Source organism: Peribacillus sp. NPDC097197 (assembly GCF_050278025.1).
Taxonomy (GTDB): Bacteria; Bacillota; Bacilli; order Bacillales; family DSM-1321; genus Peribacillus.
Genome location: NZ_JBNNST010000009.1, coordinates 1 through 20,939 on the forward strand (window position 1 = coordinate 1; position 20,939 = coordinate 20,939).

Annotated in this window: 18 protein-coding genes; 2 read left to right on the forward strand and 16 right to left on the reverse strand. The window is 39.0% G+C overall.

From position 1 onward, the window contains the following. Positions 1-80: 80 nt before the first annotated feature. The 14 genes from ACQKL6_RS13095 to ACQKL6_RS13160 all read right to left on the reverse strand — a co-directional run bounded on the left by ACQKL6_RS13095 (position 81) and on the right by ACQKL6_RS13160 (position 17,900). On the reverse strand, positions 81-383 hold the full coding sequence (locus ACQKL6_RS13095; protein ID WP_407407309.1) for a hypothetical protein: 303 nt from the start codon (positions 381-383) through the stop codon (positions 81-83). 240 nt (positions 384-623) lie between these two features. After that, positions 624-2,906, reverse strand: a complete 2,283-nt coding sequence (locus ACQKL6_RS13100) for a M6 family metalloprotease domain-containing protein (protein WP_407407311.1) — start codon at positions 2,904-2,906, stop codon at positions 624-626. A gap of 1,091 nt (positions 2,907-3,997) precedes the next feature. Continuing rightward, positions 3,998-5,275: an MFS transporter gene (locus ACQKL6_RS13105; protein ID WP_402992021.1), complete on the reverse strand. Its 1,278-nt coding sequence runs from the start codon at positions 5,273-5,275 to the stop codon at positions 3,998-4,000. Between the two features lie 43 nt (positions 5,276-5,318). Next, entirely contained in the window at positions 5,319-6,794 is a 1,476-nt protein-coding gene (locus ACQKL6_RS13110) for an aldehyde dehydrogenase family protein (RefSeq protein ID WP_427591334.1), read from the reverse strand. Between the two features lie 34 nt (positions 6,795-6,828). Then, the gene (locus tag ACQKL6_RS13115; protein ID WP_427591335.1) at positions 6,829-7,995 is read right to left on the reverse strand and encodes an acyl-CoA dehydrogenase family protein; all 1,167 of its coding nucleotides are present in this window, start codon (positions 7,993-7,995) and stop codon (positions 6,829-6,831) included. Between the two features lie 22 nt (positions 7,996-8,017). Further along, positions 8,018-9,214, reverse strand: coding sequence for an acyl-CoA dehydrogenase family protein (locus ACQKL6_RS13120; protein ID WP_427591336.1), 1,197 nt, complete (start codon positions 9,212-9,214; stop codon positions 8,018-8,020). A 39-nt stretch (positions 9,215-9,253) separates the two neighbouring features. Further along, on the reverse strand, positions 9,254-9,670 hold the full coding sequence (locus ACQKL6_RS13125) for a Zn-ribbon domain-containing OB-fold protein (RefSeq protein ID WP_402959526.1): 417 nt from the start codon (positions 9,668-9,670) through the stop codon (positions 9,254-9,256). An 11-nt stretch (positions 9,671-9,681) separates the two neighbouring features. Beyond that, the gene (locus ACQKL6_RS13130) at positions 9,682-10,845 is read right to left on the reverse strand and encodes a thiolase C-terminal domain-containing protein (RefSeq protein WP_402872846.1); all 1,164 of its coding nucleotides are present in this window, start codon (positions 10,843-10,845) and stop codon (positions 9,682-9,684) included. A 35-nt stretch (positions 10,846-10,880) separates the two neighbouring features. Next, positions 10,881-11,297, reverse strand: coding sequence for a MaoC/PaaZ C-terminal domain-containing protein (locus tag ACQKL6_RS13135; RefSeq protein WP_402872843.1), 417 nt, complete (start codon positions 11,295-11,297; stop codon positions 10,881-10,883). 71 nt (positions 11,298-11,368) lie between these two features. Then, positions 11,369-11,827 carry a MaoC family dehydratase N-terminal domain-containing protein gene (locus ACQKL6_RS13140; RefSeq protein ID WP_402959522.1) on the reverse strand — a complete coding sequence of 153 codons (459 nt, stop codon included), beginning with the start codon at positions 11,825-11,827 and terminating at the stop codon, positions 11,369-11,371. A 6-nt stretch (positions 11,828-11,833) separates the two neighbouring features. Beyond that, complete coding sequence (locus ACQKL6_RS13145) at positions 11,834-14,026, reverse strand: acetate--CoA ligase family protein (RefSeq protein WP_427651234.1); 2,193 nt, start codon at positions 14,024-14,026, stop codon at positions 11,834-11,836. 353 nt (positions 14,027-14,379) lie between these two features. Further along, the gene (locus tag ACQKL6_RS13150; RefSeq protein WP_427651299.1) at positions 14,380-14,685 is read right to left on the reverse strand and encodes a CPBP family intramembrane glutamic endopeptidase; all 306 of its coding nucleotides are present in this window, start codon (positions 14,683-14,685) and stop codon (positions 14,380-14,382) included. A gap of 659 nt (positions 14,686-15,344) precedes the next feature. Continuing rightward, the gene (locus ACQKL6_RS13155; protein ID WP_427591340.1) at positions 15,345-17,402 is read right to left on the reverse strand and encodes a helix-turn-helix domain-containing protein; all 2,058 of its coding nucleotides are present in this window, start codon (positions 17,400-17,402) and stop codon (positions 15,345-15,347) included. Between the two features lie 231 nt (positions 17,403-17,633). Beyond that, positions 17,634-17,900 (reverse strand): hypothetical protein, encoded by a 267-nt coding sequence (locus tag ACQKL6_RS13160; protein ID WP_402992035.1) that lies wholly within the window; start codon positions 17,898-17,900, stop codon positions 17,634-17,636. A 214-nt stretch (positions 17,901-18,114) separates the two neighbouring features. On the opposite strand from ACQKL6_RS13160, the gene ACQKL6_RS13165 reads away from it, so the two are divergent. Together ACQKL6_RS13165 and ACQKL6_RS13170 are read left to right on the forward strand one after the other, a co-directional pair. After that, positions 18,115-19,443 (forward strand): polysaccharide biosynthesis protein, encoded by a 1,329-nt coding sequence (locus ACQKL6_RS13165; protein WP_402992037.1) that lies wholly within the window; start codon positions 18,115-18,117, stop codon positions 19,441-19,443. A gap of 220 nt (positions 19,444-19,663) precedes the next feature. Next, the gene (locus ACQKL6_RS13170) at positions 19,664-19,855 is read left to right on the forward strand and encodes a DUF3934 family protein (protein WP_402872824.1); all 192 of its coding nucleotides are present in this window, start codon (positions 19,664-19,666) and stop codon (positions 19,853-19,855) included. A gap of 207 nt (positions 19,856-20,062) precedes the next feature. On the opposite strand, the gene ACQKL6_RS13175 is transcribed toward ACQKL6_RS13170, so the two are convergent. Beyond that, the gene (locus ACQKL6_RS13175; RefSeq protein WP_402872821.1) at positions 20,063-20,428 is read right to left on the reverse strand and encodes a DUF948 domain-containing protein; all 366 of its coding nucleotides are present in this window, start codon (positions 20,426-20,428) and stop codon (positions 20,063-20,065) included. A 105-nt stretch (positions 20,429-20,533) separates the two neighbouring features. Continuing rightward, positions 20,534-20,908: a DUF948 domain-containing protein gene (locus ACQKL6_RS13180; RefSeq protein WP_402872818.1), complete on the reverse strand. Its 375-nt coding sequence runs from the start codon at positions 20,906-20,908 to the stop codon at positions 20,534-20,536. Between the last annotated feature and the right edge of the window lie 31 nt (positions 20,909-20,939).

Genomic DNA, 20,939 nt, shown 5'->3' on the forward strand with positions numbered 1-20,939 from the left:
CCCCCAATTAAAGATACCCCCATTATTCCCGCCATAATTCCCATACCTAACTTCTTTTTCAATTCCATATTTACTCCTCCTTAAGCTTTTTCCCCCTTTTTCAGGGATTTTATTTTTGAACGGCTATTAAGTTGTAGTTTTATAACCGATTCGAACTGGATAAATAGGCTAAATGATATTGTTCCTTCGCTTTCTTCTTTACTTCCAATTCCCCTTAGGGTCTGCCAAATGGTAAAACCTGCATTGCAGAATAACAACACCCCCGGTAGAATAAGGAGTAAAGCGCTAGTCTCACGTGAATTGACAAAGTGACCGATATAACCGATATAGGGAATTGTAACCCCTGTATAGATGCCCACCATATATTGGGGAATCCGGTGCATTGTTGTGATCGCCCTTTGTTATGTATTGCGTCCCCGCCCCTTAACAATCCGATGGGTAATCAGGATTCCGTCACTTGTTTTATAAGTAACGACCTCCCCTTTTTTAACATGGGTTTGTACACTAACCGGCTTTTCTCTTCAATAATTTGCCACCTTCACGTTTTAAAAGTTTTTGAGTTTGTTACCCCCTATGCCGGGCCGCCCCCGGCACAGAAGGCATATCCTGACATGTAATCTAACCTACTGCCAGACCTCAATCATTGCATCGGCATTCGCTTTCAAACTGTTATACGCTTTCGCGGAGATCACATTCGTATTTTTTTGATGATCCAACAGCACTTTAAAACCAATCATTTGTTTGACAACCTTATCCGCAGATCCTGATTTTTCAAATTGGTCAACGCCCGCTAAATGAAGTTTCAAAGCTTGCGCTGCACCTGCTTTAAAGGCTCCCTCTTTGGCAAAGCTATCAATAATAGAACTTAGACCGGTTGCGCTAAGATTGCTTGCCAAAAGATTCGTATCGGTAATACTTTGATTAGGATCTGTCTCTGAAGTAGCCGTAAAGGCAAGGGTGGCCGGGGCAGTCTTGCCCTTCGGAATTTTCACGTATACCGGTACATTGACGGTTGCTCCAGGCTCCACAGCCACTACGTTTTTATCAAGTTGAACTGTCCAATCATTACCTGCAGAGGCGTTGACACGAATAAGATCCTTTGCCTCGCCGGTGTTAGTGACTTTAAAATTATATACTGCCACTTTGTCCTGGACGGCAGGCTTTATAGTTCCAGCGCTTACATTTACCCCGCGTTTATAGGCACCTGCACCATCCGTGTTACGGATGGCAACTTGATAACGAACTACGCCATCATTGTCTTTATGATTCCCTAAAATATAGAAATGAAGTTTGTTGTATGGATCGTTATACTCACTGACAATAGTATCTTTATCAATTGAACCATCGAACTTTCCTGCAACTAAACTTGCCCCACTCCCAGCTTTAAATAAAGCATCAAGAGTTTGACGGGGGTCCCCTTTGCCAACCATTGCTGTTGTGCCGTCAGGTCTTGTAAAATCTTTCAGATTGATATCCTCAGGATGTGAATCAACTACCCAAATATTCGGAGCAGTCTCCGCATTTTTTGTCTTGGCTATCAATACACCGGAGTCTGCTGCAAAGGAATCCGTGCCAAATCGGTCTACAACTTCAAGGGTATAGTTATCGTACAATCTATTGTTTAGAATATCATTACGCCAGTCACCGGCAAGGTAATCTGTAGGTGTTAAATCTTTCATGCTGATGTTGATACCGTAGAGTCCGGTCCGGCCAAATTCACTGCCAATTGGTGCTTGACGCGCGATAATATCTGCAAATACTGGTCCAGATTCTTTTAATTCATCACGGTTTATCTGCAAGACTTCATCTTCTTCAATAAATCCCTGCTTCATCTTATTACGAAGCATATGCGCTGCTGGTAAAGAAGCACCAAGAGTAGAAGGAATCATCCAGCGAGTATGTGTTCCACCGGGACCATTAAATGATCCACGGCTCATTGTTTCCCAATAACCCGAATAGGTTCTAGGGTCAAGAGCTGCATTATTATAGTTGTCGCCAAGGCCCCGGATATGACCAAATTCGTGAGCAAATGTGCCCATTCCATCACTTTCACCTTGAGTAGAAACACGAATCCTTTTCCCATTAATCGTTGCACTAGATGCAGCCGACCATATCGTTTTAGCTGCATAATAAGAAGTCCATGGTACATAACGAGTTTTTGCCCAGTTTGGCATGTTTTCAAATCCAGGTAAATCCGGTGGACCAAATGCATCAGGCACCGATTCTGGATTCAGGAACATCATTTCGCCGAGTTCCTGCCATACAGTTGACTCATCATAGCCGGCATGAACGATGAATGCAAAGTCATATTCTTCTCCCAAAGCGGCTATATCGGCGGCAGCGGCATTTATGCCATCCTGAAAAAGGTTTCCGCTTGTATAGTTACTTGGGAGTGTATTAGAGTTATGACTGCTTTCTAGCCCATATTGAAATTCATTTTTATCCAAACGGTATGGACCAAATGATTCAAGGGTTACGCCCCATTTTCCATTAGAGTTTTCTTTCCAAAAGCTATCTATTGTCTGGTAGTTGTTGAGTTTGCTAGGAACATTCAAGAAATTTTTCCACCACTCCCCTAGTTCTTCACGAGGAACAGCAGCCACTTGTGGGTTACCGACAAGTTCTGAGCCCTTAGGTTTTGTCAAGATAAAATCCTGATCCGGAAAGTCGACCAAAATCAAGGCCCCTTTAAGTTCTGTTTCCGGTTTAATATCGGTGTTATTCCAGTCAATACCCGGAATTGGATTATAATCATTCCACATCATATCCTCCGGATTCACCCATGACTGTGGGTCCACTGGGTCTGGCATTTTATCCAGCCCTGGCTCCACAGCAAAAGCGGCTGTTGAAGACATTGCAAGCAATAATGTGGTCGTTATTACTGTAATCTTATTTCTAAGTTTCAAATAAATTCTCCTCCTAAAATGGCCTACTTTATATGTAGGCTTATCTTTTCAAAGATTACCTGATGATGAACTCATGTCGTTCGTGTTATTAGCCCATTAATCGCCTCCTATTCACAACTTAAGGACATACTTGGTTATCTACCCCATCAAAGTCAGAAACCATAATCATTAATCGGACAATCACATGCAAAAGAAGCCATAATACTAATTTGGAAAGTTAAAAGAGAAGAATCTTGTAATGGAAGTTTTGTGTTGTGGAAAAATTTATGAGTTCTAAAAAAATATTCATAGATTCTCTGAATGGGGTAGTGTTAATTATAAGTATCTCACAATTAACAGAATATTAAAACTATTAAAACACTTTTACCAAAAAGCGTTTAATAAAAATGGGTTAAAAATGATAGTTAACTATCCATGTATTATAGAAGTGTTTTTTTATGAAGATCTCTTTCCTTAATAAGCCTAGGTGTAAGCTTACTATTTATTACCTGTTATATTTCAAATGTATGTAATAATAAAAACTTGCTTAGGTAATGCATGTTGGCATGTGTATCGCACTTTTAGTCACAACCAAGATATAGGGGGAAAATCGAATTATTTAGAAGGAAGTCCAGATAGATAGATTGGTGCTTAACTTTTTACATAAATGAGGAACAGATATTTATCATTGTGATTTTCTTTGAGGAGCCTTAAGATTTCCAAGTGAGTTTGAGTGTTTCTTAATCATTTATATTTTATTACTTTATTGCCTGTTCATTATTTCCCTCAACTCTCAACCCCATTTTGTTGATGCATAAAAATGGTAAACTCTCTTAGAGTAACTATATATGTATAAACAACGAAAATCCCTATAACGTTTATAGAGTGGCCTTATGGGATGGAAGATTTTAAAAAAAGCATGAAGCACATGATAAAACCGAATGGGGCCGTCTAAGTCCTTTTTGAGTAAAATAATGGAAAAGTGAGGAGGTGGAAATGTTGTTAAACGTTTCTACCTCCTCACTTTTTGTTCAATTTGGGCTAAATCACCCCTCAGCCTAATTTTACTGATTATTCAGTTTTATAGTGATGAAAAAGCTCAAAACTACCCCTTATGATATGATTTCTTTATTTGACTCCATTGTAAATTTATCTTTTGTTTTCCCTTTCATGCTGTTAGCAACTAGCACGCAAATCATACTGAAGATAAATAAACCAAGAAAGAAAATCCATGCAACACGGTAGCTTTCAGTGAGATCATAGATTAAGCCGGAAACAATGACACCTAAGGAACCTGCTGCAACAAAGAAGACTTGTACGACTCCAAAAATTGCTCCGAAATCCTTGTTACCAAAAATATCGTTTGTCATGAATGGAGGTCCTAATGTCGAGATAACGACACTGAATCCAAAAGCAATCGCAAATAAGTACGCGAAAGCAGGGCCTTTTGCCAACAGGAGGGATAACATAGCAATAGTCATACATATCCCTACATAGATAGCTCCTCCAGCGGTACCGAACTTATCCAATACAGTACCTAAAATCAATTTCCCCACTGTGTTTGCGAGGGAAAGCAGGCCAAAAATCGTACCGGCAAAGATGGCGGGATGACCAATATCTATTAAATAAGCGGGAATATGCATCTGTACACCCCCTGCTACCAATGCAAAACAAACGATTCCTAGTACAAAAATCCAAAACATTACTGTCTTCTTGGCTTCGCCCATCATTAAGCCGCTCTTCGCTGTCTCTATATTCTCAGTTGCCTCCATTTTATCAGCACCAAGTGGGGCTAGTCCTTTTTCGGAAGGACTTTTCTTGGCAAATAGTAAAACAAACGGCAATGTTAAGACAATGAGAAGTATTCCCGCTATAACATAAGCCGTTCTCCATCCGTAGTTTGTGATGATGGTAGTTAGTACAGGACTAAGCACAGCAGCGCCTATTCCTGATCCAGCAAAGGCAAAACCCATGGCCTTTCCCTTTTTCTCATAAAACCAGTTCGTTACCATAATGGAAATGGGTATATTCGAAAAACCCGCGACACAGATACCTATCATAAACCCAACAATACAAAAGTATAGAGCCGAATTGGCTAATGAGTATGACATGAATCCCAAGCCCGCCACCACTACACAAATGGACATGATCAATCTCATATTTCCCTTAGCCAGTAGCTTTCCCATAAATGGAGAAGCTACTGCCACGCCAAGACCAGCTATGGAAAGAGCAATTGAAAAAGTGGTTCTGCTTATTCCTAAATCTTCAGTAACAGAAACCATAAATAGGCTGTGTAAAGAATTTATTATAGAGTAAGCGGCAAACATTATAAAGAACCCACATAATACAACATACCAACCATAGAATACGCCTTTAGTTCCTTGCTCCATACATAACCGCCTTTCTCCAACTACTTCAATTTACCTTCGAAGATTAACCGATATCAATATAACAAGTTTTCTCACGGGTGAATTCCATAATAGAATCCACACCGTATCCACTACTTTTTTGTCCACCGAAAGGCAACTCAGGACCTACTGTCCGGTATGTGTTGACCCAGACATTTCCGGACTCTAATTTCCGAATCATTCGGTGTGCCCGGTTCAAGTTCGTCGTCCAAACGCCTGCTCCTAAACCAAATTCAGTATCATTAGCCATAGCAATCGCTTCATCTTCCGTATCAAAAGGGATGACGGTCGCCACCGGACCGAATATTTCCTCCTGGCAAATTCGAAAGGAGTTACTATCCACCCTGATTAATGTAGGCTCAACCCAGTAACCTTCCGCTAAATGTGGCTGATTTGGCAATAGGTCCTTTCCTCCATGGCGACCGCCGATGATAATTTCTCTACCTTCTTTTTTACCTAATTCTATATACGAGCACACTTTTTCATATTGTGTGGCATTAGCAATTGGCCCCATTGCGCTTTCAGGATGCATCGGATCTCCTAGTTGGATATACTCGGTGATCACTTCTTTCATTTTGGTAACCATCTTTTCAATAATCGATCTTTGAATAAGGATCCTGGATCCACCTACACATATTTGGCCTGCATTCCCAGTGAAAATCCCATTGAGTGTAACCCCTTGTGCAGCTTTTTCAAGATCAGCATCTTCAAAGACGATGTTTGCTGATTTCCCACCAAGTTCAAACGTCATGGGCTTTGGATTTTTAGCCGTTGAATGGGCAATTGCCCTGGCCGTTGCCCCAGATCCAGTTAGGCTGACTCTATTCACGTTAGGATGACTGACCAATGTATTTCCTACTTCCACTCCATCCCCTGAAACAACATTCAGAGTACCAGGCGGAAGAACCTCATTAATTAATTCACCGTACCTTAATGACGCGACAGAGGCCAGTTCAGATGGTTTGATTATGACGGTATTCCCCGCAGCAAGGGCATAAGCTGCTTTAACAGTAAAAGTAAAAAGAGGTGAGTTCCATGGAAGTATTCCTACAACTACCCCATAAGGTTCCCGTAATGTATATCCAACACTCGATGAGCCCAACTGTACGGTATCTCCCTTACTTCCTACAGCTGTCGCTCCTGCTGCATCGTACCAGTAACTTGCTAAACTCGGAATGAGTCCGTAACTCGTTTCCCTAATGACCCACCCATTATCTCTAGTCTCTAACTCCGATAGTTCTTCGCCATGTTGGACAATCAGATCACCAATTTTCCTCAAATAGTTTGCCCGCTCCATAGCTGGTAGGGTAGACCAGCCCTCAAAAGCACTCCTCGCTGTCCTTACTGCCGATTTGGCATCTTCGACTGTACTGTTAGGAATAGTGGCCCAAACCTTTCCCGTAGATGGATTGATACTTTCTATTTGTCTTCCGGAAGAAGATTGAATTAAATTCCCGTTGATCATATTTTGAAAATCCCTAATTTCATTTGCTATTTTCAAAGTTCAACTCCGCCTTTCAAAATGAGTATATATTTCAAACAGGCATGATTACCGCACTTTCGTCATACCATCCTAATGCTGTTGCGGCTTGTTTATAAAACTGATCTGTACGGCCTAAATAATTCTCATAGAATCGGGCCCGCTTTACAAATAGCTGGCAATCCATTTCTTCTGTAAAACCAATTCCTCCATGAATTTGAATATTATCAGCGGAGATACGGGTAAAGGCATCCGTAGCAAAGATTCTTGCGCAAGCAATGGCCTGAACACGATCGGATGCATGACTTTCCAATGCCCAATTCGCATAATATGCCAAAGATCTTGCTGTTTCCAAATCCGTTTTCATATCTACTATTCTGTGTTTGATAGCCTGGAATCTTCCAATGGGTTGGCCAAACTGTTCACGAATTTTTGCGTACTCGGTAGCCATCTCCACTACTTTCTCCATAGCTCCCACTATTACAGCTGAAAGTGAAGCATTGAAGGAAAGTAAACCCTCTTGGAGAACATCCCAGCCTTTGTGAAGAGTTCCGAGGATTTGATTTCTTGGAATTTTAACGTTACTAAATGTAAGCTTTCCTAAGCTGCGCGTCTCATCCATGTTTTTTTGGTTTTGAATAGTCAGATTGGGATCGGTACGATTGACAATAACTAACGAAATCCCTTCTGTACCTTTTCCTATATCTGTGCGGACCGTTACGATAAAATGATCGGCTAACTCGGCATCTGGAACAAGCGATTTTACCCCATTTAATATCACTTGGTCATTTTCTACTTTTCCAGATAGATTAATTCCAGAAGGACCATAACTTCCGCCCCTCTCTAACCATGCAAGAGAAAATGATTGAGTCCCATTCGCTATATTGGGTAGATAGTTTTCTTTTTGTTCTTCCGTACCGAACTTTTCTAATAAGGGAACAGCCAATGCACTCGTTTCTAAATAAAGTCCTGGTACTAATGAACGACCGGATTCTTCAAGAACAGGTATTAAATCCAAAGGTCCTAATCCCATTCCTTCATATTCTTCTGATATATTAATACTAGTACAGCCTAATTCGGCCATTCCTCTTTGCAGGGCTAGTAATGATTCTGTATCACCCTTGATAAAATCACGAGCTGCCTTTGTTTGACCTGCATCATCTAAATACTTTCGGACATATCCCCGAAACATCTCTTGTTCTTGACTTAAAGAAAAATCCATTTTTCCTCACCCCTATTTAGACTTAGCGTCCCATATCCTTCGGTAAGCCTAGAATTCTTTCAGCAATTGTATTCTTTTGTATTTCACTCGTCCCACCGCCAATTGTCTGGCCGAATGAATAGAGATAATTATCTTGCCAATATGACTGACCTGAAATGGCATCTTCTTTCCATAGAAGGCCTTGATGACCTTGTAAGGAAATGGACTGAGAAAGCAAGTCCTTGGTAAGTTCACTTACCAATAACTTATCCATGGAACCCTCGGCTCCTGGATAACCATTTTTTATTGTTTTCGTTAAATTCCGATAATAATTTAAAAGAGAACCACGGGAACGAGTATATAAATCTATCATCGTTTTTCTAACAAGTGGATCGGCCATTAACGGCTTGTCATCCTCTTTCCATTCTTTTGTCAATGATACGAGGTCATTGAATTGCTGTTCCAATGTGAAAACCTGTGCTCCTATACCCGTTCTCTCATGCATAAGGAGCGCAATTGAAACCTTCCATCCTTCATCCACTTCTCCAACAATTTCAGCATCATATGCAATCGCGTCATTTAAATACACTTCATTAAAATCATGCTGCCCATCCATTTGAATGATAGGTCGCGTTTCCACTCCTGGTTGTTTCATATCCAAGAGGAACACCGTTATCCCTTTATGTTTCTTATCAAAACGATTTGTTCTAGCTAGTAAAAAGCATCGATCAGCTAGATGCCCAAAGCTTGTCCATACCTTTTGACCATTAATGATCCAACGGTCTCCATCTTTTACTGCACTCGTTTGGATGGCGGATAAATCTGATCCAGCGTTAGGCTCGGAATACCCTTGGCACCACACTTCTTCACCTGTGAGGATTTTTTGAATATACTTTGTTTTTTGTTCTTCCGTACCTATTTGCATAAGTGTTGGTGCAACCATATGTAGTCCAACATAATTCACCAAAGGAGGTGCTTTAACACGAACCATTTCCTGATGATAAACAATTTCCTCCATCAACGTAGCTTCCCGGCCACCATACTTTTTCGGCCAAGCAATTCCCGCCCAGCCCCCTTCGTATAACTTCCTTTGCCAATCTCTTAAAAAAGCGGCATATTCACCTTCATCCTTAGAAACCTGGCTAGATCCATTTAACCAACCTTCAGGTAAATTTTGTTCAAGCCACATTCTTAATTCATGTCGGAATTCTTCTTCCTTTGCTGAAAACGAAAAGTCCATTGTTTCTTTCCCCCTTTTTTACCAGTCTAAATTGATGATCTATACTTGAATCCATTGTGGCAAAGAACGTTCTTCCGTCATTTTCTCCCAAGTCATCTTGACCTGCATTCCGATATGAACATCATCGGTAGGACACTGCTGAATATTCCCGATTAATTTGACATCAGGCAATTTATCTAATTCGACAATTGCAATGATGAGTGGTAAATCATCTTGGAATCCTGGCAGAAATGGACGATAGGAAATGATATACGAATAAACTTTCCCGTTTATGTCACTACCTTGACTTTCCCAACTTAGTTCCGTACTTCCGCATTTTGCACAACTTGGTCCAGGAGGATGCGAATATTCCTGACAGCTATTACACTTTTGTAGAATCAGTTCATGACGATCTGCCCCATCCCAATATGGGGTATTATCTTGGGTTTTTACCGGAATTGGTTTTTGATATTCCATCTTTTTCCCTCCTAGTTTCTAAGAATCATAGCTCCTGCGATATCAGGACCAGCCCAGCCAGTACATATACCTATTTCACAATTTTCCACCTGGCGATCTGTCCCTTTATATTCATGTCGGACTTGTCGAACAATTTCCAATACGTTATTCATCCCATGTGTATAGCCTTCTGATAACATTCCTCCAGCAGTATTCGATGGTAATTTCCCACCCATCCGTAAGTTTCCTTCGGCTACAAAATCCCCTACTTCGCCTCGTGGCGCGAATCCATAAGCCTCTAATTGACGTAGCACCACCCAGCTATAACAGTCATAAATGGACGCAACCTGAATATCTTCGGGTTTAACCCCTGCCATTTTATATACTTCAGGTGCAACATAGTCAGAAGCGACTTCATCTAAATTGTTCCAATAATGGGCATGTGACACACATTGCCTTGCAGATAAGCCCATGATGTAGACTGGTTTAGATTTACCATTTTCAGCTCGCTCTGCTGAAGTGACGATGATTGCATTTGCTTCATCTGATTCCATGCAGAAGTCGTGCTTATTAAACGGATAACTTAAATATGGTGTATTTTTATATTCTTCCATCGTTAACGGTTTCCCGTAAAAATATGCTTTTGGATTTCTTTGGGCATGCTCATAAAAGCTCGTGCAGACATGTCCAAGATGCTCCTGGGTCAACCCGGTTTCATGCATATGGCGAGTCGCAAAAAGTCCGAACCACTGTGATGGGCTACCCGCTCCGTAAGGAATGATAAAGCTCCCACCTTCAATGGCCGATTGGAGCAGATTCACATCCCAACCTCCCCCGCCCATTCGGACGCCAGATCTCCCATTCATAGAGCGGTAGATTAATACCGTATTTAATTGCCCTGTTTCAATTAGACCAACAGCATCAGCAATTAACATCTCCGTGCTGCTTCCTCCACCCATAATATCGTTTACATATTTCGGACGAACGCCTAAATACGTGGCTAACTGATGTGAAGTGCAAGAATCATGTTCGGAATAACTCATGAAACCATCAATATCTTTCGCTTGAAGACCAGCATCATTCAATGCTGCCCGTGCTGCATCCAATGCCAAATGAAGGGGCGTTGTTCCAGAATTCTTGGATCGTTCACTCTCCCCAACTCCGACAATGGCGTAGCGATCTTTTATACTTCCCATAAAAAAGCCTCCCTTTTGATTTCTAAAGCAACCCCCTATTGAAATTGCAAGACGACTTGCCCTGATCCTACAACATGCTCTGGTTCTTTTTCTGCAATAAGATCCAGTTTGACAAAGCGTTTTCCCTCTTTTTCATACACATTTTTCACAAATGCTGAACAGGTAATTTGGTCTCCGGGTACAGTGATAGCACCGAATCTCATTTTAAAGTTCGTTGGCATAGCGGTATCCCCAGCCAATTTCATTACATATTCCCCTAGAAAGCCCATGACCAGCATTCCGTGAGCAATCACCCCTTGCATTCCTACTTTTTTGGCAAAGTCATCATCTGTATGGAGCGGATTGAAGTCCCCTGAAGCACCTGCATATTTGACTAATTGAACTTTTGTTACACTTGGCTTGGTAAGTGACTTGAGTCTTTGTCCTTCTTGTAAGCCTTCATAATTCAACATTTCCCTTTACTCCTCTCATTGGAAGTCTTCCTTTTGCTCCAATCGACTATTTATAAGCAATTATTCCCTACTTAAACTGTAGATGATTTAGCTTTTAAGGGCCTATAGATAATATTCGTACGGCTTATCACAACCAATTTACCCGTTTCATCTCTGATTTCCGTATCGAGAACCACGAACTGCATAGGCCCTTTTTTTCCTTCACGTTCATACACATCAGAGACCTTCATCTGGCAATATAGTGTATCCCCCGGACGAATTGGGCGTTCATAGATGAATTCCTGCTCACCATGCAGCATTCTTCTTTGATCGAGCTTTAGATCCAAGTTTTCTCCACTATCTTGCCCTATTGCTATAGGGAAAGTGGGAGGAGCAATAATGCCTCCATATATTGTTTTTGCAGCATACTCTTCATCGATATATAAAAGATTAAAATCACCGATTGCTTCTGCAAATTGCCGTATATGCCTTTTTTCGACTTCAAATACAAATTGATTTCCAGTTAAACCCTTTAAATAATCCAACTCCATAGTTTGCTACCCCCTAATCGTTGTTTTCACTTCAGATTCGTTACCGATAACAAGCATCGCATCCGCTGCTTTAATTCCATCTCGATAAACAATTAGAGGATTTATATCCAGCTCTTTGATGGAATCTTTATAATCAGTGACCAAGGCTGAAACCTTTAGTAACACATCAATAATGGATTCGATATGAACCGGATCTTTTCCCCGCGTTCCTTTAAGGATGGCTTTTCCCTTGATCTCTTCAATCATTTCATGAGCATCTTTTCTCGAAATTGGCGCAACCCTAAGTGACACATCTTTGAAGACCTCTACAAATATCCCTCCCAGACCAAACATGATAACAGGTCCAAAAACCGGATCATTATTAGCCCCTATAATTACTTCCACACCTTCGGGGAGCATTTCCTGTACGGAAATTCCATTGATTATAGCGTCTGGTTTATACTTCAGTGCATTACGGGTTATTTCAGTGAAAGCTTTTACGACTTCTTGTTCGTCTTTCACATTCAATCGAATGGCATCTGCTTCTGTTTTATGTGGAATATCAGGGGAATCCACTTTTAAAACGACTGGGTACCCCATTTTTGTTGCAAAATTTGATGCTTCTTCAGCTGTTGTAGCTAAAGATCTCTTTGTAGTTGGAATTTGATAATGATCCAATATAGCGCTTGCTTCTGATTCACTCAGTGTCTTGCCAGCAGGCAATAGTTTTTCTATATCTTGCTTCTCTATCAACTTAGGAATTTCAAGTTGTTCAAATGCATGTAACTCCTTATTTTTTCGATAATATTCACTGTATTCGACTAATTTAGCAAATCCTCTGATTGGATTTAAATTACCCGGTACAACAGGAATTCCATTTTTAACAAGCTCTGCTGTGCCTTGAGGAATGGACATGCCTACCAGTGGGAAAGAGGTAATGAATATGAATTTGTCGGAAGCTTTACAAAGACCTATAAACTCTTTTAACAAAGGATGATCAGCATCCCAATAATTAGGAAACTCAGTGAAAATAATATTATCTACTTCAGGATCTTCAATAAGAGCCCTTAATGGAGCGATAAATAATTCTGGATTGGATACAGAGGCAGCAGCTGTTAAATCAACTGGGTTGGAAGCGCTTGCATAAGTAGGAATATTAAGCATGATTTTTTCCTTTGTTTTTTCACTTAGAGGAATGATGGTAAGACCATTTGCTTCACAACGGTCTGCTTCATTAATGCCTCTTCCTCCAGAACTTGTGATGATTACTGTATTTCTTCCTTTAGGCAACTTATTGGAAAGAAATAACTTTGAAAAAGAGATGATATCTTCATAATCATCAGCTCTGACAATACCGGATTGCGTAAAGAATGCATCATAAACATGATCCGAACCAGCGAGTGAACCAGTGTGAGAAGCAGCAGCTCTACTTCCTGCTATACTTCTGCCTGTTTTCATGACAATAATTGGTTTATTTTTGTCCAGTGCGTCTTTAGCCAAAATTCTTAGCTTTTCTGGATTTTTAGATCCTTCCAAGTAACCACTTATTACGCTTATTTTTGGATCATGGATCATATATTCTACGATATCTGCAAACTCGGTTTCCATTTCATTTCCGACACTCACAAAGTAGTTAAAACTTAGTTCATTCTGTGCAGCAGCCATGTATGTTAATACACCAAATGCCCCACTTTGCGAGACATACCCCACACCTTGTTGACCATCCAACGGAACTGATAATATCGCAGGTGAAAACGTCCCGATTAATCCATTAGACAAATTAACTAACCCAACGCAGTTGGGACCGACTATTCGAATACCATTCTTTTTGGCAATCTCTGTGAGCACCTTCTGCTTTTCAATGCCTTCCTGTCCAGTTTCAGAAAAGCCCGCAGAAAAAATGATGGCCGCTTTAACATTCTTTTTTGCACATTCTTCTAACCCTTGCTGTACTTGTTCGGCATTTAAACAAAATATGGCCAAGTCAATATCGTTTGGTACATCCAATAAGGAAGGGTAACATTTTAATCCTTCAATCTCCTTCGCTTTGCGATTGATTGGATAAATCTCTCCGATAAATTCCCCATCCAAAAGTGTCTTCACTTGTAGATTACCAATCTTATATTTATTCGCAGATGCACCTAGTATGGCTACAGACCTAGGATTAAATAAAGGATCAAGCGATTGATTTGAAAGATCTATTTGATTTTCATTTGTCATACATTCTCCCCCAACCTCGTAATGTATAAATCATTTCTCTGTTTTCATCTTACATGTAGAGAAAAAAAGATAAGAAAATTAACTATCGCTAAATTCATATAAACATTAGGAGGTTAATTCATGTAAAACCTTTCATTTAACCTTGATGCAGCAAGGGATACAAGGAGACACTAAAAAAATTACGTTCTATATAACCCCGACTATGCGTGGGGATAGCCCCGACATCTGAACAAGATAAACGCTTAACTTTTTAGTTTGAAATAAAAAAGGAAACCCCGTTTAAGGATTTCCTATATAAACTCTATTAAATTTTTTCTACTGTTCCTTGGTGATACTTGAATTCGTACCTTTTCTTAGTTCAATAGGAAACCACTTAAAACCATAAGAATATTAAAAATAAAGTGCCAAAGAATCGAAGGAATCACACTTCTGCCTTTGATAGTAATCCCTCCATAAAACATTCCTCCAATTGAAAAGGCAATGCAAGTAACCCATGGAATTCCAAGTGAATAATGTTGCAATCCAAAACCCAAACTTGTTAGTACGACCGCCCATTTTTCACCTAATAGTTCTGAGAACCGATTCAGCAGATTACCTCTCCAAATAAGTTCTTCTAATACAGCATTTGTTATTGAAAATATGATGGTGAGTAGCCACATTTCTTTGATGGCGAACCAACCATTTTGAATAATGAAAGGTGTAAAGACAATAGTATTAACGATTAATGCTATGAATAGAAAAAACTTAACACTCGTTCGGTGAAAACCGGACCATATAAATGGAAAGTAAATCAGTTCATTCCATTGTGGTTTTTTCAAATATGCTATAAATGGAGACTTGGAAAAGAAAGATAAAATGAATAAGGGGACCAAAATTAGAATTAATGATACTCTACTGAAAAGTATGCGTAATTCCTTTGTTTCAAACTGTACCGTCCAATGAGTAATTGCATATAAATAAGCGGAAAATCCAACTCCAAATAAATAGAATACTTGTGATAATAAACGATTTCATGGATTTATCGAAGGTTATAAAAATAAAAATAGACGTAATTAGCCATATACCAATAAGTAAATAATTGTTTAGTTGTAACGATATGATAAGGGATACAAATATAAATAATGAAGCGATATGTTTAAATACATATGACAATATGAAACATTCACCCCTCCGAAAACAGTAGTTGCATTAGGGCCAAATCCCTCCTGCTTACTTCGGGGGCTATAGTCCAATTCCTTCCCTTTTATTAGAGTGTAGTGTAGGAATTGGACTCTTTGGCTCAATGGAATTTAATGAGCGGAATTCGGCGTTTTAACCACTATGTATGATGAACCGTTTCATGTTTTTCCAACCATTTAAGCATTTTCATGCGAATTTTTTTTGATGGGACTTTAATTCCCCTCTCAATATTACTAACGTAAGGAGCAGAAATTTCTAGTTCTTCTGCCAATTGATATAGTGTAAGATTGAGCATTTTTCTAGTGTTTCTTATTTGCTTACCAATTTGTACATTCTTTTGGTTAGAATGTTTTTGTTCCGAATCATCAATAGTCTTTTTTTTCTCAATTGAACGATATTGTTCCATAATAATCTCCGGAGGTTCTATTAAAATCATGGAATTCAACCAAATATTCGCCCATCCTTTAAAATCCGCAATAGACTCGTCCCACTTTTCATAATGCCATGATGCAATTACTCCATCATCAAGTAACTTATCAAAAGCCTTTTCAAAACGTTCTCTTGTACGCGATGGAGTTCGAATATTCAACTCTTCCCCAATAGATTCCAAGAGCGTACTTGTTTTATTTGGCTGTAAAAAGGTTCCTTTTCTTGCTTGTGTCCTCCAACGCCAGCTTAAATATCTAGTAAGTCGTTTCTCCCACAGTTGTTTATAAGGGTTATATTGCAGGGCTTTAATTGAAAGAAGTGCAACCTGCCTGCCAGATCCATTCAAGAACTTCGCGAAAACCCGATCAATTGTAAAGGTAATCTTTTTCTTACATGTTTCCTCCGAAATGGAGTATTCTTCCCCCTTACGGTCGATAAAAATAAATGTCCGTCCTTGCAACCTTGTATGAACTGGTTTACCTTTTTCGTAGACGATCGCTTTTTGGATATTAATCCATATGCTTTGAATATTTGTAAGCGATTTCAAAACTTGTTCTCGTTGTTTCGCTTCATATCCCCCTCTTCGCCCATCTCCACCAAGTTTAGGTTTTAAGCCTCTTATGGATAGTAAATCACTCAGGTGAATTTCTATAATTTCTTCATTGTTTCTCGCCTTGGATAAAAACAGGCTGCAAAGGGCATCGAATACATCCACATCCGCATCCGACAATGATTGTACTCTGTTCCATGCTTCGTCGGCTATACTCTGTTCCACATTTAGAGAGTGGTTGAATATAGGGATAATTTGTATAAATCCTTCTGTGTTTCCACGTAGAATAGGTGTTGATGGCCATGGAGCATTTCCGATTTTTTGAAAGTTCTTTTTATAAATGGCGTCTCTGACAGATTGGTACGGAGCACTATTCATTACCAGTAAATGGTCTTGGATAGTAAAGCTTGAAGAAAAATCCCTGATATTTGTTAATAATAAATCGGGTGTTCGAAAACCATCTTTCTTAATACAAAGAAGCTCTTCTATTTTTTTTACAGAACAAGATTCCAGATTGAAATGAATGATGATTAATTTAACCCATTCTTGTACATAGCCATTTACGATATCAATTAATTTCAATACAAAATCGGCGTCCTTAGCGAATTTATTCGTAAGTTGTTGATAGAATAATTTATTCAGTTCATCATTATCCAGTCTTGCCAAATGATTATTGCCTAACAAATCGACAATTTCCTCAATAATCCAATCTTTTATCTGATTCCTAAACCAACTATAAAAATTGACCCAAACAGTCTCCTTAGCCAAAAAGGTATCTGTTTTTAATTTGTTTTCCATTTGATAAATGGAATCTTCAATTAATTGTTTATCATTAAAAACAGCCTCGCTTTTTGAAGACATCTTTTCATATCTGCTTATAAGGTAAAACACAACATTCTGTGCTATTTGTGAAACGGTTTCATTTCGTGCTGTAATCCTTAGTTTAAAAAACAACTCTTCATTTTTTTTGTATGCCTCTTCCCAAATAACAAAAGATGTACTAAAACCTTCTTTAAATGTTTGAAAACCTGTCCGGCCTTTAGCCTTATGAATGTGATACATTTTATGAAAATCATTATATTGGTTGTTTGATTCATAGATGCAAAGCACCAAAAAGTTATTTATTTTGTTTGACCAGGGAAGAGTTGGCATGTTACCACTCGACTGGCTATTTGGTCTTTTTGTTTCGTTTTGCTTACCATCTATATTTTTTTGCATGAATACCTCCCCATTGAAATACGTAACCGCTCAAGATTTACTATTAAGATATAAAAAAAATGAGATGTATAACATGGAGTTAATGAAAGAGCAGGTAATAGCCATCCTATTACATATATTCAATAAGCATTAACTTTACCCTTCTTTTGAACTAGAGTAATTAAAATTTTCTTGCCTGATTGCTTATATAAGAAAACGGATCAAAATAAAAACTCCTCAATTTAGAGGAGTTCATTCTTGTGAGAATTCTTTTAATCTAGGTAAAATAGGCACCAATATTTCATTTGCTATGTAATCCGTTTCTAAACCGATAAACTGTTTTCCGTCCAATTCAACAGATCGGGCATACTCGGGATTGTTACAGAATATGAACGAGATAATTCCATTTTCTTCAGTCATGTCAACATATTTGAATGAAATATGATTTTGGGTCAAACAGCTTTCAAATGCAATACATAATTCGTCTAGGTTCGAATGGTCAATCGCTGAAAATTTCATTTTTAACATCTCCTCTGAATACAGGATAGCAAAATATTAGTTAGATTACAAAGGACATAACATAGTTACTTTTACACACTTTATCATCACCATGGCTACATGCTGTCATTTTGAACTGTATGGATAGCATGCCATGTCATGTCATCCTTCAATATGAATATTCCGGTGCCTGTCTCATATATTTATACAAACACCTTTTGAGGAGTGTGACAGCATGCAATCTTTTTATAAAGGAACGCTCATCTTGATAGTCGCAGCGTTTTTTGGTGAATGTATCGAGTTTTTTGTAAACATGATTCTCGCCAGGGAACTACAAGAGGAAGGCATGGGGCTTTACATGTCCATTTTGCCTGTATTCTTTCTGATATATGTAATTGCCAGTTTTGAATTGCATGTTTCGATTGCCAAGTTTGTCGCTGAAAACAAACCTGCATTACATTATAATTTACTGCTTCATGCCTTCAAATTGGCAACTGTGGTCGTGCTGATCATGTGTATCATCCTTCCTTTTATCCTTTCATTTTCTTCAATAATGGACGGGTTTCACCCATATATAAAATGGATGCTGATCGGTTTGATACCTATCGTCGCATTTTCCTCGATTGCAAGAGGTTATTTTATGGGTGTACAACAAATGAGCAAAATTGCAATCTCAAACTTTTTAAAGAAGATTTTTCAGTTCGGCCTGTTGCTCGTCATCTTTAACTTGTTTCAATTTAACCAGGAAAAGTCTTTGCTAATGGCCTTTTTCGTATTGGTAGGAAGTGAATTTCTTGTATTCTTATACTTGATCAGCATACTGATCCTTCAAGTTCGGATCATGGGCCGTGGTACGAATTTAAGGACCACAGGTAAACATGCCCGACAAAAGCTTTTGGAGGTATCCCTCCCAACTATGGGACTTAGAATCTTTCATGCAATCACTAATGCCATTCAACCCTTTCTTATTCATGCTGCGCTTCTTTCAGCAGGGTTTGGTGCCGTTCTTGCAACCGAGCACTTTGGGATGTTAACGGGTGTCGCGATGACTATAGGTTTCTTTCCGGCATTTATTGCTCATTCTCTAATGATCATGCTTATTCCGACTGTATCGGAAGCTCACAAAAATCAGGATAAAGAAAAGCTTAGAGTCCTGTTACAAAAATCAATGTGGTTTACGGTTATGTATGGAGTCCCAGCCGTACTCATTATCTATTTATTTGCGGAACCTCTGACAGCACTCTTCTTTTCTTCCACAACAGCTTCTCTTTATTTGAAAATGCTTTGTCCTTATTTCCTTTTCCACTTTTTCATCATACCGATGCAAGCCTACCTCATTGGATTAGGTCTCGTCAAAGATGCATTCATCCATACCGTGTGGGCTCATATTGTTTCCTTTACCCTAATGTATATTCTTGGATCTCAAGCTGTCCTTAATATGGAAGGCGTTATCTTGGGTATGAATACAGGTGCTGTTTTAATTACATTAATGCATTACTTAACCATCTGTAAAAAAATCGGGATAAGCCTCTGGTTGACGAAATCCAAACAAAACGTTTATTAATAATGGATTGTTTGGACAATTTGGTCATTCAAAATCCCAACCATCTTGCTTAATGCTTGTACACGTAACCTATTTCCAGAAACTGATCTATAAGGATTTTGAAAAATATTTGTCCCTTTTCCTGTACTTATGTCGCTATTTGATGTATATTTCAACATACTTGGGTATTAATCAAGCAATGTGGTTTAAACTAAGCATAGACTATTAATGGAGTGATTTCATGAGCAAGGCTAAAGCTAAGAGTGGAACAGGTAAGGGAACAGGAACAGGTACGGGCAAGAAGGGTTGGAATCGTTGGAAAACGGGAGCCAATAAGAAAAAGAGTGCCAAGCCGTACGTAAGTAAGGGCGTCAAACATGGCAATGATTCCAAAGCCAATGGTAACGATTCGAGTAGTAAAAGCGAGAAATAATTAATCCACTTAATCGAGTGGCTACAAATAAACTTTCTTGTCTCAGATTCTAATACGGGTTATTCATTCAATTAAATCCATAGAAGAAGATTGGACAATTAAATAATGAGATTAATAAAGGAAAGACACTACCCAATTTGGAAGTGTCTTTTTTGTTCTATGAGGTAAATGAGATGTATGTAGAAAGAATAAGAAGAAGATTTTGTGCTATCTAATATTACTTTTGGGTTTAGTAGGATTGCTTTTTTTGGGTGAAAGCTTTGTATTATAGGTATTTGTAGCTTTTTTAACCGTATCCGTCACTGAATGAATGGCTTCCCCGACGTCTTGGGCCGAGTCGAATAATGGTTCCACTGTTTTGATCTTCCCTTTCACATCCACAGTGATATCGTTCGCTGTATGAATAAGTTGTTTTGATTCGGATGAAAGGTCCTGTATCGCTCCTCTCACATCAATCAATGTTTTATTTGCCTCCCCTAACGTCACCATCACTTTTTGTAATGTACCAATCAAGAAAACAACCAACCAAATGAAAGCCAATGCGATTGCTGCGACGCTATATTCCATAACCATGAAAAAATCCCCCTTAAACTCAAAAAATTCATTACATGCATATTGCCGTAGTTTAGATGTATATGTTAGTAATTCTCGGGGTGCATGGTCCTAATATGAAATCTTTTATTTGATTTTGATGTGTACTCCCTCTGGCTGGTTATTTGGAGCAGTCGGATTTGAAGGAATTTCTGAATCGGTCCTGCTTCCTTCTTTGATGGTACTGGTGACGTTATGAATCATTTCGCCAACATCTTGGGCCGATTCCAATAACGGATCTACATTACTCATTTTCCCTTTTACATCAACGGTAATTTGGTTCGCGGTATGGATTAATTGTTTGGATTCATCTGTTAACCCATGAACCGCCTTTCTTACCTCTTCTAGGGTTTTATTGGTTTCCTCAAGCGTACCCATTCCTTTTCGAAGCGTCTTGTTTAAATTATAAATCAAATAGACGACAGCTCCGGAAACACTAGCCACGCTTAATTTAATATACATGCAAGCAACCTCCTTTTCTTTAAATTTATGC